General features: G+C 27.3%; 11 protein-coding genes and 1 tRNA gene. 6 read left to right on the plus strand and 6 right to left on the minus strand.

Annotated features, from left to right (window positions below; genetic code table 11):
* The first annotated feature begins 27 nt into the window (after window positions 1-27).
* Genes lpxC through ligA form a run of 3 tightly spaced genes read left to right on the plus strand, consistent with a single transcriptional unit; the run spans window position 28 to window position 3,843 of the window.
* Entirely contained in the window at window positions 28-945 is a 918-nt protein-coding gene (lpxC, locus tag ACTT9P_RS02560) for a UDP-3-O-acyl-N-acetylglucosamine deacetylase (protein WP_440909129.1), read from the plus strand.
* Window positions 946-990: 45 nt separating this feature from the next.
* Complete coding sequence (locus tag ACTT9P_RS02565) at window positions 991-1,824, plus strand: outer membrane protein assembly factor BamD (protein WP_440909130.1); 834 nt, start codon at window positions 991-993, stop codon at window positions 1,822-1,824.
* A complete protein-coding gene (ligA, locus tag ACTT9P_RS02570) occupies window positions 1,825-3,843 on the plus strand; it encodes an NAD-dependent DNA ligase LigA (protein ID WP_440909131.1) in 2,019 nt (672 codons plus the stop codon).
* Here ligA and ACTT9P_RS02575 read toward each other — a convergent pair.
* Window positions 3,835-5,526 (minus strand): M24 family metallopeptidase, encoded by a 1,692-nt coding sequence (locus ACTT9P_RS02575; protein WP_440909132.1) that lies wholly within the window; start codon window positions 5,524-5,526, stop codon window positions 3,835-3,837. The genes ligA and ACTT9P_RS02575 overlap by 9 nt on opposite strands.
* Window positions 5,523-7,562 carry an ATP-dependent helicase gene (locus ACTT9P_RS02580; protein WP_440909133.1) on the minus strand — a complete coding sequence of 680 codons (2,040 nt, stop codon included), beginning with the start codon at window positions 7,560-7,562 and terminating at the stop codon, window positions 5,523-5,525. The genes ACTT9P_RS02575 and ACTT9P_RS02580 overlap by 4 nt, the downstream gene beginning before the upstream one ends.
* A 35-nt stretch (window positions 7,563-7,597) precedes the next feature.
* Here ACTT9P_RS02580 and ACTT9P_RS02585 point away from each other — a divergent pair, with 35 nt between their 5' ends.
* Window positions 7,598-9,112 (plus strand): hypothetical protein, encoded by a 1,515-nt coding sequence (locus ACTT9P_RS02585; RefSeq protein ID WP_440909134.1) that lies wholly within the window; start codon window positions 7,598-7,600, stop codon window positions 9,110-9,112.
* Here the strand turns inward: ACTT9P_RS02585 and fumC are convergent.
* Complete coding sequence (gene fumC / locus ACTT9P_RS02590; RefSeq protein ID WP_440909135.1) at window positions 9,100-10,488, minus strand: class II fumarate hydratase; 1,389 nt, start codon at window positions 10,486-10,488, stop codon at window positions 9,100-9,102. The genes ACTT9P_RS02585 and fumC overlap by 13 nt on opposite strands.
* Window positions 10,489-10,555: 67 nt before the next feature.
* Between fumC and ACTT9P_RS02595 the strand changes: the two genes are divergently transcribed.
* On the plus strand, window positions 10,556-10,927 hold the full coding sequence (locus tag ACTT9P_RS02595; RefSeq protein WP_440909136.1) for a phosphoribosyl-ATP diphosphatase: 372 nt from the start codon (window positions 10,556-10,558) through the stop codon (window positions 10,925-10,927).
* Here ACTT9P_RS02595 and nadC read toward each other — a convergent pair.
* Window positions 10,924-11,754 carry a carboxylating nicotinate-nucleotide diphosphorylase gene (gene nadC, locus ACTT9P_RS02600; protein WP_440909137.1) on the minus strand — a complete coding sequence of 277 codons (831 nt, stop codon included), beginning with the start codon at window positions 11,752-11,754 and terminating at the stop codon, window positions 10,924-10,926. The two genes, ACTT9P_RS02595 and nadC, sit on opposite strands and share 4 nt — an antisense overlap.
* Before the next feature lie 6 nt (window positions 11,755-11,760).
* Window positions 11,761-12,750, minus strand: a complete 990-nt coding sequence (gene nadA / locus ACTT9P_RS02605; protein ID WP_440909138.1) for a quinolinate synthase NadA — start codon at window positions 12,748-12,750, stop codon at window positions 11,761-11,763.
* A 55-nt stretch (window positions 12,751-12,805) separates the two neighbouring features.
* Between nadA and ACTT9P_RS02610 the strand changes: the two genes are divergently transcribed.
* Window positions 12,806-12,891: transfer RNA gene (locus ACTT9P_RS02610), tRNA-Leu, on the plus strand.
* A gap of 601 nt (window positions 12,892-13,492) precedes the next feature.
* On the opposite strand, the gene ACTT9P_RS02615 is transcribed toward ACTT9P_RS02610, so the two are convergent.
* Complete coding sequence (locus ACTT9P_RS02615; protein ID WP_440909139.1) at window positions 13,493-14,161, minus strand: hypothetical protein; 669 nt, start codon at window positions 14,159-14,161, stop codon at window positions 13,493-13,495.
* Between the last annotated feature and the right edge of the window lie 24 nt (window positions 14,162-14,185).

Genomic DNA, 14,185 nt, shown 5'->3' on the forward strand with positions numbered 1-14,185 from the left:
TTTACTCTCTATGTTTTAAAGTCACAAATGTCTCTAAATCAAAAAACAATTAAAAATGAAATCAATTATAAAGGAATTGGCTTACATAGTGGGAGAGAAGTTACATTAAAATTAATCCCTGCAAATCCTAATCATGGAATTGTTTTCAAAAGAATAGACTTAGATAAGGATAATCTTGTTATCCCAAATTTTGCAAATGTAACAAACACATCTTTAAATACCACAGTTTCAAATGAGGCTGGAGTATCAGTTTCAACAATTGAACATTTGTTTGGAGCTTTGTTTGGCATGGGTATAGATAATGTACTGATTGAAATTGATAATGAGGAAGTTCCAATTTTAGATGGCTCTGCAAAAGAGTTTGTAAAAAAAATAATAGATACTGGTTTAGAGGAGTCTGCAACACCAATAAAAATTATAAAGATTAATAAGTTGGTTGAATTTAAAGAAGGCACAAGATCAATAAAAATTGAACCAAGTAAATTAAGTTTAGATATCGATTTTGAAATTAAATTTCAAAACAAAATTATAGGCACACAACAAAATAAGATCAAAGTTTACGAAGACAACTTAAGTGATGTTTTTAATTCACGAACTTTTTGTTTGTATGAAGATATAGAAACAATAAAAAAGCATGGTTTAGCAAAAGGCGGAAGCTTAGATAACGCGATAGTAGTCAAAGATGAAGAGATTTTGAATGATAGTGGTTTAAGAAATGAAAAAGAATTTGTTAATCACAAAATATTAGATTGCATTGGAGATTTATATACTTCCGGATATAGAATAATTGGTAATGTGACTTGTTCACAAGGTGGTCATTATCTTACTAATCAACTATTAAGAAAAGTATTTGAAAATAATGAAAATTTTTCAATTATTGAAATCAAACAAAAAAATCTTCCACATACTTTGATTAATAAAAACATATTAAAGTCAATCGCGTAGACAAAATCCTTTTTTAATAATAAAAGTTTCTAAATTATTATCTAAATGAAATTCAAAATTTTTTTATTATTAACATTGTTACTAATATCTGCATGTTCCTCAAAAGATGAAAAAAAATTAATTGAAATAAAAGAAAAAGAAATAGATTTACAATTATTGGAGGCTTACAAAGAAGGTCTTGAAGCTTTGGATGGTGGTGATGTCTTATTTGCTGCTAAAAAATTTAATGAAGCTGAAGATGTTTTTCCTCAATCAGATTGGGCACCTAAATCTGCATTAATGGCTTCTTATGCATATTATTCGCAAGATTATTATTTTGATGCAGAGGAGGAGTTAAAAAGATTTATAAGAAAATATCCAACTTACAAAGATATTGATTATGCATATTACCTGTTAGCTATTACATATTACGAACAAATTGTTGATGAAAAAAAAGATTTAGAATCGATAAAAAATGCAAAAGAGACTTTTGAATTAATCATAAAAAATTTTCCTGATACTGACTATGCGTTAGACTCGAAATTTAAACTAGATCTTATTAGAGATACCTTAGCAGCAAAAGAAATGTACATAGGAAGATATTATTTGAATAAAAAAAAATGGATAGCTGCAATCAACAGATTTAAAACAGTTGTAGAAATATATGATACAACTATTTTTATTGAAGAGGCTTTACATAGGTTAGTTGAGACATATTACATTTTAGGTTTAGAAGGAGAAGCTGAAAAATATGCAAACCTTTTAGGATACAATTATTTATCTTCAAGATGGTATGAACAATCTTATAAAATTCTCAATAATGATTATCAATTTAGACAAATTAAAAAAAATAAAAAAGAAAATATTATAAAGAGAAAATTTAAATCTATTTTTGAATAAATGACTAATAGATCAATTATAGAAAAATATAATAAGAAAATTGAAAATCTTCAAAAACATAACAGATTATACTATGATAAAAATTCACCAAAAATATCTGATGCCGAATATGATGCTCTCAAAAAAGAAATCTTAGATTTAGAAAAACAATACGAATTTCTTGAAAGTGATAATTCACCATCAAAAATTGTAGGTTTTAAACCCTCAAAAAACTTTAAAAAAGTAAAGCATCGTATACCAATGTTATCTTTATCTAATGCTTTTGATAAAGACGATTTAGTTAACTTTTTAAAAAAAATTAAAAATTATTTAAGTTTAGATGAAAATGAAGTGATTGATTTTTCAGCTGAACCTAAAATCGATGGAATTTCAGCTTCTTTAACTTATAAGAATGGCAAATTTATTTTAGGACTGTCTAGAGGTGATGGTAAAGAAGGTGAAGACATTACTGAAAATTTAAAAACAATAAAAGATATTCCAAAAATAGTTGATCAGAAGGGTTTTCCAAATGATATTGATGTTAGAGGCGAAGTTTTTATAAGAAATGATGACTTCAAGAAAATGGACTCTAAGTTTGCAAATCCAAGGAATGCAGCTTCTGGATCTTTAAGGCAAAAAGACTCTAAAGTGACATCAAAAATTCCTCTCAATTTTATTGCTTATACTTTTGGCCACACAGAGAATTTAAAAATAAAATCACAAACCGAATTTATTAAGAAACTAGAAAAGTGGGGGTTCAAAATAAATCCTTTTAATAAAAAAATTAATAACATAGACGATCTGATAAAAAATCATCAGTCTTTAGAGCAAAAAAGACAAAGTTTAGATTTTGATATTGATGGGTTAGTTTACAAAGTGGATAATTTTTCATTACAAGAAAGATTAGGATTTGTTGCTAATGCTCCAAGATGGGCCATAGCTCACAAGTTCTCTCCTAATAGTGCAGTTTCAACAATTGAGAATATTGAAATTCAAATAGGTAGAACTGGAGCATTGACCCCAGTGGCTAAAATTAAACCGGTTAACATTGGAGGAGTTGTGGTATCTAATGCAACTTTACACAATGAAGATGAGATAGTTCGAAAAGACATAAGAATAGGAGATACAGTTTTAGTTGAAAGAGCAGGAGATGTGATACCACATGTGGTTTCAGTAGATATAAAAAAAAGAGGTAAAGATTCTAAAAAATTTTTGTTCCCTATCAACTGCCCATCATGTGGATCAAAAACAATTAAAGAGTATAACGCTGTTACAAAAAAAGATGATGCTGTTAGGAGATGTACTAGTCAGGGTTATGATTGTGAGAAAATGTCTATAGAAAAACTAAAGCATTTTGTTTCTAAAGAGGGATTTAATATCGATGGATTTGGTAAAAAAATTGTTGAAGATTTTTGGAATAAAAATTTAATTAGATATCCTCAAGATATATTTAGTCTAAATTTCGATGAAATTAAGAAATTTGAAGGGTGGGGAAATCTATCAGCTTCGAATTTGAAATATTCAATAGAAACAAAAAAAACTATCAGTTTTGAAAGGTTCATTTTTGCTTTAGGCATAAGACATATAGGTTTAGAAAACTCAAAGTTAATTTCTAAATATTTAAAAACACCTCAGAAATTTTTTGATCTATCAGAAAGTAAAATTAATGATCTTTTAAACATAGATGGAATTGGTGAAACACAAACAAATTCATTATTAGGCTTTTTCAACAATAAAACTAATAAAAAAATATTATCTGAACTTAAAAAAAAATTATCTATTAATAATGCTGAAATTAGTATCCAAAATGGCAAGTTATCAAATAAAACTTTTTTAGTAACGGGTAAACTTTCTGGAATAAGTAGATCAGAGATTAAATCTTTAATAGAAAAAAATTCAGGAAAAATTCTAAGTAATGTAAATAAAAAATTAGATTTTTTAATTACAGGTGAGAAACCAACAACAAAAAAAGTTAATTTAGCAAATGAGTTAGGAATTAAAATTATAAATCAAGACGACTTATTAAAAATGCTAAATTAATCCTGCTAACCATTTTCTTTCTTTAGGTTTAAGAAATTTTGAATAAAGTGCATATATTTCTAAGTGATATTTAAATAAATAATTTTCTTCTTCTTTATTAAGAAAATCAAAGTTAATTAAATCAGTATCTATTGGAGCAAAGGTGAGATTTTTAAAACTAAGTTTTTCATTTTCACTAGTGATATGAACTAAATTTTCAATCCTTATTCCAAAAGAGTTTTCTTTATAATAGCCTGGCTCATTACTTAGTATCATTCCCTCAATAAGTTTAATCTTATTATATTTCGATATTGATTGAGGTCCCTCATGGACGTTAAGAAAAAAACCAACACCATGACCAGTACCGTGAGCATAATCTAGATTTATATCTTTGAGATATTTTCTCGCCCTTTTATCTATTTGTTGTCCGGTATTTTCTTTTTTTAAGTTAGATAGATAAACTGCAATATGACCTTTTAATACTCTGGTAAATATATCTTTTATTTTTTTTGAAGGTTTATTAAAGCATATGGTTCTTGTAACATCCGTTGTTCCATATTTGTATTGGCCACCTGAATCAAATAAAAAAATATCATTCTTATTTATTTTTTTACATTTTTTTTTTTCTGCCCTGTAATGAATTATCGCTCCATTGGATCCAGCTCCTGCAATTGTATCAAAACTTGGGTAAAGATAATTTTTACTTTTTTTTCTAAATTTTTCTAAAATATTTACAGCATCTACCTCATCTAATTTTTTTGAAGTATTCTTAATCCAATAGATAAATCTAGTTAATGCTAATCCATCTTCAATGTGAGCTTTTTTCATAAGATCAATTTCAATTTTATTTTTGATTGATTTTAAAAAATATATAGGATCTTCTAATTTCTTTATCTGATGATGGTTGTTAATTATTTCTTCAATCATTAGCGAACATGTCTTTTGATCAATATTGATTTTTCCTTTCTTTAAATTTTTTATTAGAGTTTCAAAATGGTTTAATTCACAAAATTCACTTTTCTTAATCGTTTTTTTATTAATTAAGTTTTTGATTTTTGATTTTTCAGAAATCAAAAATTTATTTCTTTTTCTATCAATTAGTAGGTAACTATTCGGCAGGGGAGAATTTGGATGATCGTGACCTCGAATGTTCAAAATCCAAGCTACGTTTTCAGGAGCTGTAATCAAAATATAATCTAATTTTTTTTTATTTAAAAACTGTACAATTTTATTTATTTTAGATGTTGTGCTTTCACCAGTAAATTTTTGATCAAGTGAATAAAAAGGATTTAATCTAAAAGTTTTTTTTCTAAAAATTTTATCAATTAAATTTTCTTTTATTGAAATCATTTTTATTTTATTACCAAATAATAAATCTAAGTTTTTATTTGTGAAAAGCTTTGGGTCGATGCCAAGACGTATTTTTTTAAGAATATTTTTTGGTAAGCTTCTAGTTATATCAACGATTTTGAATGTTTTTCCAGATTGTAACTTTGCCTGTAAAGTATATCGCCCATCAACAAATAAGTAGTTCTTAGTTTTTGTTATAATTGCAATTCCAGCAGACCCTGAAAATTTTGTTATATTTTGAAGTCTATAATTTTTGTCAAAAGATGAAAAAAATTCATCATTTTTAGGAATAACATAACCATCAATGTCAAATTTTTTAAATTCTTTTTTTAAGAGATCTATTTTATTTTTCATTTAATTCTTTTTTGATATCTTAGCCATCCTGGGCTACGTGTTTCATATTCTTCATCAAAATCTTGATTAAAATCAAAATCTGTATCTTCAATAAAATTTTCTTCATTGAAAGTGTTATTCTTTTCTAAATAATCATTTGGTAATTCATCAATAAATCGTGAAGCCAAACTATCAATCCAATCACCTTGATAAAATCTGCTCATGGAAAAGGAAATATATGCATTATTTTTTGCTCTTGTTATACCCACATAAGCTAATCTTCTTTCTTCTTCCAATCCGTTTTGTCCTTTTTCTTCAATAGATTTTTGATGTGGAAATAAACCTTCTTCCCATCCAGGTAAAAACACTACATCGAATTCTAATCCTTTAGCGGCATGCATAGTCATCATATTTATTTTTTGACCTTCCCAATCTTGATCTATTGATGTTGCTAAAGATACATGCTCTAAAAAACCTTCAAGATTATCAAATTCCTTCATTGCACTAATTAATTCTTTGATATTTTCTAATCTATTTTCATTATCTATGTCTTTCTTATTTTTAAGCATTGCTGAATAGCCAGATTCGTCAAGAATAATTTGAAATAGCTTAACATGATTTATTTTTTTAACATTCAAATCATATCTCCATTTATCAACTAAACTTAAAAAACTACTAAGGCCAATCTTAGTTTTTGGTTTAATCAAATCTTGTTGAATTAATTCTTTAGCTGATTTTTCTAAACAAATTAAATTTTTTTTAGAATTTTCATGAATTTGTTTAATTGTAGTTTCCCCAATAGATCTTTTTGGATTGTTCACAACTCTTTCAAAAGCTAAATCATCTCTTTCTTGAAAAACTATTCTTAAATAGGCAATACAGTCTTTTATTTCTGCTCTTTCATAAAATTTTGTCCCACCCACAATCCTGTAAGGTATTCCAATCTTTAAAAACCTTTCTTCAAATTCCCTTGTTTGAAAAATTGCTCTGACTAAGATTGCAATATTGTTAAATGATGTTTTACCTTTAAGATTTTGTTCGATTTCATCTGAAATGCCTATCGCCTCTTCTTTACCATTTTTAAAACAATTCAGTTTTATCAGTTCACCATCATCTTTTGTTGATTTTAAAGTTTTACCAACTCTATTTTGATTATTTGATATGAGTTTTGAGGCTACTGTTAAAATATTTTGCGAAGACCTATAGTTTTCTTCTAATCGAATAACTTTTGTATTTTCATAAATTTGATCAAATTCTAAAAAATTTTTTATTTCTGCACCTCTCCAACTATAAATTGACTGATCATCATCACCAACACAACATATATTTTTATTTTCTTCTGCTAAGAAATTTAACCACTTACTTTGTATGTAATTAGTGTCTTGATACTCATCTACCAGAATATATTTAAAATTATTTGAGTAAATATCTCTGATATCTTTAGATGTTTCAAAAATTTTGACTGTGTGAAGTATTAAATCTCCAAAATCACATGAATTGAGATCTACAAGTTTTTTTTGATAAATTTTATATAATGGTAATATTGTTTTCTCAAAAACATCTTTATGATTTACAGATACATCATCTGGATAAAAGCCTTTATTTTTCCAACGATCAATCACACTCAAAATAAATCGAGGAGATAGTTGTTTGTTATCTATGTTCTCAGATTTGCAAATATTTTTTATCAATCTTATTTGATCATCTGTATCAATTATTGTAAAATTAGAATTTAAATTTACTGCGGAGGCATGTTTACGAAGTAATTTAGCACAAATAGAATGAAAAGTGCCCAACCAAGGCAATCCTGTCGCCTCAGTTTTTAAAATTGTACTTACTCTAGACTGCATTTCTCTTGCTGCTTTATTTGTGAATGTCACTGCCAGAATTTGATTTGGAAAAGCTTTTTTTTGATTGATAATGTTGGCTATTCTGGATGTTAGCACTTTAGTTTTGCCAGAACCAGCGCCCGCTACTATAAGAAGTGGTCCATCAAGATGATTAACAGCTTCTTTTTGAGCATTATTTAAATTTTTAAGATAATCTGAGTTTATCATTTCAATTTATATATTATAAAGTCATCAAAATTTATATGAGCAAATTTTCGCTAAATTTACTTAAAAAAACTACAAATCAATTTAATGATTTTATTCAAAATTTATTCAGCAAATATGAATCGTCTATCTTTAACAAATTAAACTATAAATTTTTAAAAACAAATTTTTTACAAGAAAATAAAAGAGATAAAACAATTTTTGGAATTGTATTTATAATTTTTTCAATCCTGGGATATTTATCATTACCTATAATATTTGACGATACTTTGATGAAAAATAAAATTAAATATGAAGTAAAGAATTACTTCAATTTAGATTTTGAAAATTATGATGGTTTAGAATATAGAATTCTACCCACTCCTCATTTTTTGCTTAAAGAAAAAAAATTACTATTTAAAGCAAATGATATTGCCATTGTAGGAAAAGCAAAATTTAAAGTTTCTTTAAATTTTTTAGCACACAAAAACTTTAATGTAAGAGAAGTTATTTTAGATAAAGCTAAATTTAATTTAAATACAAAAGAATTTAAATTTTTTGATGATATCTTAGATTTTAATCTTCTTGAAAGCGTAATAAAGATTAAAAATTCAAATATATTTTTTGAAAATGATACTGAAGAAGTATTATTTATAAATCAAATTAAAAACTTAAAAATTTTCAATGATAAATTTACTTTTGAAAATGTTTTAGTCTCTGAAAATGAAATTTTTAATACACCTATGTCAATGGAAATCAAAAATAATACTATGACAAAGGTTATTACATCAGATTTTGACTTTAGTAAATTGAACCTTTCTTTATTTAATGAATTAAATTACAAAACAGAATTAAAAGAAGGTCAATTAGATCTTACTACATATATTTCTAAAATAAATTTCGAGTATGAATTATTTGATGAAAATCTCAAATTCTTCTCTAATGCAATAAGAAGCAGAGATAATATCTTTAGTGGTAATATAAAATTTAAACCCTTCACATCAAACTTTGATATCAATTTAAATTTTGAGGATTTACTAAATTCTTTAAAAGATGACTCTATATTTTTAGAATTGATTAATTCTGGTCTTTTAAATAATGAAAATTTAAATTCAGATATAGATATAAAAATCAAAAATTTTGGTGTTTTTAGTAAAATTAAAGAACTTAATATAATAGCTAGTATTGATAGAGGATCGATAAATTTAAATGATACTTTCTATAATTGGAATGATGCTTTTGATTTAAAATTATTAGACTCAAATTTATTTATTGATGAAAGCTCAATATTTTTAAATGGTAAATTAGATTTTAATTTTTCAGACACAAATAAAGTTTACAGTAACATTCAAACACCAAAAAATTTTAGAAAAGAAATAAATAATTTAACATTAAATTTTAAATTTGATTTAATTAATAAAATTGCTGAATTTGATAATTTAGTTGTAAATAAAAAAGAAATACCGCAATTGAATGAAATTTTAGAAAACTATAATAATAATGTAATAAAGTTAAATTCTGCGATCAGTTTTAAGAAATTTATAAATGATATGTTGAGTTATTATTCTGGATAAATCATTTTTTTTGGATCAACTATTTTTAAGTATTGCTTTTTATCAATTAATCCAGTCTTAAGTGTCTCTTCCATTAATGTTGTATTATTCTTTAAAGCAGTTTTTGCAATTTTGGCTGCATTATCATAACCTATGTGAGGTGCAAGAGCCGTCACTAGCATTAATGAGTTATCCAAATATTCTTGTATTTTTTTTTTATCTGCTTTTATTCCTTTAACGCAATAAAGTGCAAAATTTTTTGTACTATCAGCTATTAAGTCAATGGATTGTAAAATGTTGTGTGCTATCATTGGTTTAAAAACATTCAGCTCAAAATGACCATGTGATCCTGCCATTGTTACCCCACTATGATTTCCAATAACTTGAGCACAAACCATAGTTACAGCTTCGCATTGAGTAGGGTTAACTTTACCAGGCATAATTGAAGAACCAGGTTCATTTTCTGGTAACAATAATTCTCCATATCCTGCTCTTGGTCCTGAGCCTAAAAATCTTATATCGTTAGAAATTTTCATTAGCGCTACTGCACATGTATTTAATGTGCCAGAAAAATTAATGATCGAGTCATGCGCTGCTAATTCTGCAAATTTATTATCAGTAGGTTTGAAAGGAATTTTTGTAAACTTAGAGATCTCTTTAACAATTTTTTTATCAAAATTCTTCTTTGAATTTATTCCAGTTCCAACTGCAGTTCCACCTTGTGCTAAATATAAGATTTCTTTTAATGCAATTTCTATACGCTGAATTGATTTTTTTAGCTGTGAGTGATAACCGGAAAACTCTTGACCTAATGACAAGGGTGTTGCATCTTGCAAATGTGTTCTACCTATTTTAACGATCGATTTAAACTGAATTGATTTTTTCTTTAGTTCTTTTTCAAGTATTTTCAAATTTGGTAAAAGTTTTGATAATGTTTGCATCGCAATTGATATGTGCATTGCTGTAGGAAAAGTGTCATTTGTGGACTGAGATTTATTAACATGATCATTAGGATGAACTGGTTTTTTTGTTCCTTTTTTTCCACCAAGCATCTCAATTGCTCTATTAGCAATCACCTCATTGACATTCATATTAGTTTGAGTTCCTGAACCTGTTTGCCAAACTTTTAAAGGAAAATTTTCATCCAATTTGCCTTTGATTACTTCATCGGCAGCTTTCACTATAGTTTTAGCGATTCTTTGATCAATAAGTTTATCTTTTGCATGCACCAATGCAGCTGATCTTTTAATAATTGCTATAGATTTAATTATAGAAGGATTAACTAAAATTTTTCCAATATTAAAAAACTTATTTGATCTTTGAGTTGATGCACCCCAATATTTATCATTCGGTACGTTGATACTACCTATACTGTCAAATTCTTTTCTAAATTTCATTGAATATTAATAAATTTATTTAATAATAAAGATATACAATAAATTTATTTAAACACATAGGAACAAAATGACAAATTTTAAAAAAGTAGGAATTTTTATGAATACCTTTGGACAAGAGGTAAAAAATAAAGCTTCATTTAGTACCGACAAAATTAATCAGCTTAGATGCGATTTAATAGAAGAGGAATTAAATGAATTAAAAGAAGCTATGAGTAACAAAGATTTAGTGGAAGTTGCTGACGCATTAACTGATTTGCTATATGTAACTTATGGAGCAGGGCATGCTTTTGGAATTGATTTAGATCAATGTTTTGATGAAGTTCAAAAATCTAATATGAGCAAATTAGGTGAAGACGGCAAACCTATTTATAACGATGCTGGAAAAGTTATGAAAGGCCCAAATTATTTTAAACCAAACCTATCTAAGTTTATCAATTAAATTTCGAGCTTATAATCAATTGATTTTACACTATGTGTTAGGCTTCCAATTGAAATTCTGTCAATTTTAATATTTTTATATTTCGAAATATTTTTTTGATTAATATTACCAGATACTTCTATTTCATGTTTGTTTTTGATTATTTTTATAGCTTTTTTAATGTCATCAATACTCATATTGTCTAATAAAACAGTTTCAAAATTTAGACCTATTATCTTTTTTAATTGTGAAAGATTATCAACTTCAACAGTGATCTTTTTTCTTTTTTTATTTTTAATAGCCAATGAAACAACATCATAGATATTTGAGCTAGCAATATGATTATCTTTAACCAAATATTCATCACTTAAATTAAATCTATGGTTAGTCCCACCACCAACTTTGACCGCGTATTTTTGAACAACTCTCATATTGGGAATAGTTTTCCTAGTGCAACAAATTTTTATTTTTCCAATCTTCTTTTTTAGCATATCTGTTTTGGTAGCAATTCCAGAAAGATGAGATAAAAAATTTAAGGCAACTCTTTCGCCCATTAAAATATTTTTTGCATTTCCTTTGATATTTGCAATTTTGGATCCTTTTTTCACCAAAGAACCTTCATTTTTTAAAATCTTAAATTTTATTTTGTTATCAATTAGATTGAATGTTTCTTTTGCAAAGCTAACACCTGCAATTAATGCATTTTCATTTGCAATTATATTACAATTTATAATCTTATTATTATTTAAAAGATCTGATGTTACATCTCCATCAGGAAACAAATCTTCATTAAGGGCAAGCTTAACTGTATTTTGAATAAATTGTTTGCTTAAAACTATTTTTGACACAAAACTTTATCTGCCAATTTCAACCATTTTTTCAACTGATGTCCTAGCTTTATCTATAGTTTCTTTATCCATAATTATTTCACCAGTTTCATTTTCAAGACAATCTAAAATTTTCGGAAGAGTAATCTTTTTCATGTGAGGACAAAGATTGCATGGTTTTACAAAGTCCACATTAGGATTTTCAACTTGAATATTATCACTCATAGAGCATTCAGTAACCATCATAACTTTTTTAGGCTGGTTATCTTTTACGTAATTAATCATGCCAGAAGTTGATCCAGCAAAATCGCTAGCTTTTATAACATCTGGTGGACATTCAGGGTGAGCAATTATTTTAATTCCTGGATTATTTTTTCTTATCTCAATAATTTCTTTCTCATTAAATTGATCATGGACAATACAAATTCCTTTCCATGAAATAATTTCAACATCAGTTTGAGATGCTACATATTTTGCTAGATAATCATCAGGGAGAAAAATTACCTTTTTAACACCTAATGATTTTACAATCTTAACTGCATTAGCAGAAGTGCAACAAACATCAGTTTCAGCTTTAACTTCTGCGGAAGTATTCACGTATGAAACAACAGGAACACCTGGATATTTTTCTTTTAACAACCTAACATCTTTTCCTGTAATTGATGAAGACAAAGAACAACCAGCATTCATATCTGGGAGTAAAACTTTTTTATTTGGACTCATTAATTTTGCTGTCTCAGCCATGAAATGTACTCCTGCCATAACAATTATATCAGCAGAAGTTTTAGATGCTTCAACTGCTAAAGCTAGCGAGTCAGCAGAAAAATCCGCAATACCATGATAGATTTCAGGTGTTTGATAATTGTGTGCAAGTATCACTGCATTCTTTTCTTTTTTAAGTTGATTAATTTTATGGATATAAGGTGCGTGGATTGACCATTCAATTTCTGGTACCACTTTAGAAATTTTTTTATATATAGGATCTGTTGCTTGTTTTACTTCTTGTGTAAATTCCATATTTAAATTTATCAATTTGAATTCATATTGTCATTGCTTTATTGTGGGTCATATTGCGGCCATGCTGAAATTGGTAGACAGGCACGGTTGAGGGCCGTGTGGACTTAGTCCATGAGAGTTCGAGTCTCTCTGGCCGCACCATACATCTTGAAACACTGCCGTTAATCCTAGCTTATCCTAAGTCGGATCTGTGATCAACTGTGTTCAACTGTGTTGGAATTGGAGTCGTTATTGTGTTGGTTCAGAGAGTCAATTGTGTTGGAATAGAGGTACCAAACGAAACCTGATTTTTGACTCTAAATTTTTGGGGTACCCCTTTTTTTATATTTGGGACTCCTAGTATTTACCCTGTAATGCATAATCGACAAATTTATAGCTGCTGAAAACTTTTCCATTTTGCAGGGCTCAGGCATCATGGGCCAAGGATCAACTTATAGGTTACCTCGAATTATTTAAATGTTTCCTTAAATTTTTTTAGAGAATATTAGGTTTTTCAATAATTTTTAAAATTTTTTAAGGTGACTTTAGGGTTACTCTTCCGAGTTTTCCCTGCCTCTTATCCCTCCCCAATACTTTCTCATTACATTGCAAACTAGGGTGTAGAGAGATCCATCAAAAAATATATTCAGTCTAGCAAGAAAAAATTTTTTTTTGACAGATCATGAAATTAGCTATGTAGCCATGTAAGCGAGTGGAGGAGTGGGCCCTGGATCTGGCGGCAAGGGACTAAAATTATTTAAAATTAACTTTCTTTACAGGAATACTCAAATCTAACAAATCTCCCTTTATGTTTTACTAAAACTTTTTCCCAAGGGGCAACTTGTAAATCTACCATTTCGAGAGGATCACCAAAATCAAGTTTTTTAGATAACAACTTGTATACATTATCTGACCATTTAATTAAGTCTTCATCGTGTGTTTCTATGATATCATCTACGTTAGAAACTTTAAAAAGATTTTCCCAATCATCATAGATGTGATTTTTAACAGAATTTCCTGCACTTTTGTCATTTTCACTATTATCAACCCAATAGTCAATATAAATGGAATTTTTCATTTCTTTTGATTTGGCCAGAACTTGTAAAGAAATAGATGAGCCAGTAGGTAAAGTTGGAGAATTTGGTTCAAAAAATAAAAAAATTTGAAATTCTTGTCCTTGAAATTTTGATTTAAATGTTTTTACTGCTGATATTGATGGACCATAAACTTCTTCTGCTTCCTCCCATCTGTAAACCATAAGGTTATTATTTATTTTTTTAAAACCAAACTGAAATACATTATTATTCTTATTATTACATTCATAATGTGTATCAAGAGAACCTTTGACAGAAGATAAATAATCTAGAGAATTTTCAGCAAAAGAAATTTTGTTAAATAGAAATATAGAAAGAATTATTAAGGTATATCTCATTATGAATTATAAGTATTTTTATAT

The sequence above is a fragment of the Candidatus Pelagibacter sp. genome (assembly GCF_052048095.1).
Lineage (GTDB): Bacteria > Pseudomonadota > Alphaproteobacteria > Pelagibacterales > Pelagibacteraceae > Pelagibacter.

What these genes read in the sequence shown, in the direction of transcription:
- ACTT9P_RS02575 (WP_440909132.1), bottom strand. Translation starts at nt 5,526, where the DNA reads ATGAAAAATAAAATAGATCTCTTAAAAAAAGAATTTAAAAAATTTGAC.
- ACTT9P_RS02615 (WP_440909139.1), bottom strand. Translation starts at nt 14,161, where the DNA reads ATGAGATATACCTTAATAATTCTTTCTATATTTCTATTTAACAAAATT.
- ACTT9P_RS02595 (WP_440909136.1), top strand. Translation starts at nt 10,556, where the DNA reads ATGACAAATTTTAAAAAAGTAGGAATTTTTATGAATACCTTTGGACAA.
- fumC (WP_440909135.1), bottom strand. Translation starts at nt 10,488, where the DNA reads ATGAAATTTAGAAAAGAATTTGACAGTATAGGTAGTATCAACGTACCG.
- ACTT9P_RS02565 (WP_440909130.1), top strand. Translation starts at nt 991, where the DNA reads ATGAAATTCAAAATTTTTTTATTATTAACATTGTTACTAATATCTGCA.
- ACTT9P_RS02585 (WP_440909134.1), top strand. Translation starts at nt 7,598, where the DNA reads ATGAGCAAATTTTCGCTAAATTTACTTAAAAAAACTACAAATCAATTT.
- ligA (WP_440909131.1), top strand. Translation starts at nt 1,825, where the DNA reads ATGACTAATAGATCAATTATAGAAAAATATAATAAGAAAATTGAAAAT.
- lpxC (WP_440909129.1), top strand. Translation starts at nt 28, where the DNA reads ATGTCTCTAAATCAAAAAACAATTAAAAATGAAATCAATTATAAAGGA.
- ACTT9P_RS02580 (WP_440909133.1), bottom strand. Translation starts at nt 7,562, where the DNA reads ATGATAAACTCAGATTATCTTAAAAATTTAAATAATGCTCAAAAAGAA.
- nadA (WP_440909138.1), bottom strand. Translation starts at nt 12,750, where the DNA reads ATGGAATTTACACAAGAAGTAAAACAAGCAACAGATCCTATATATAAA.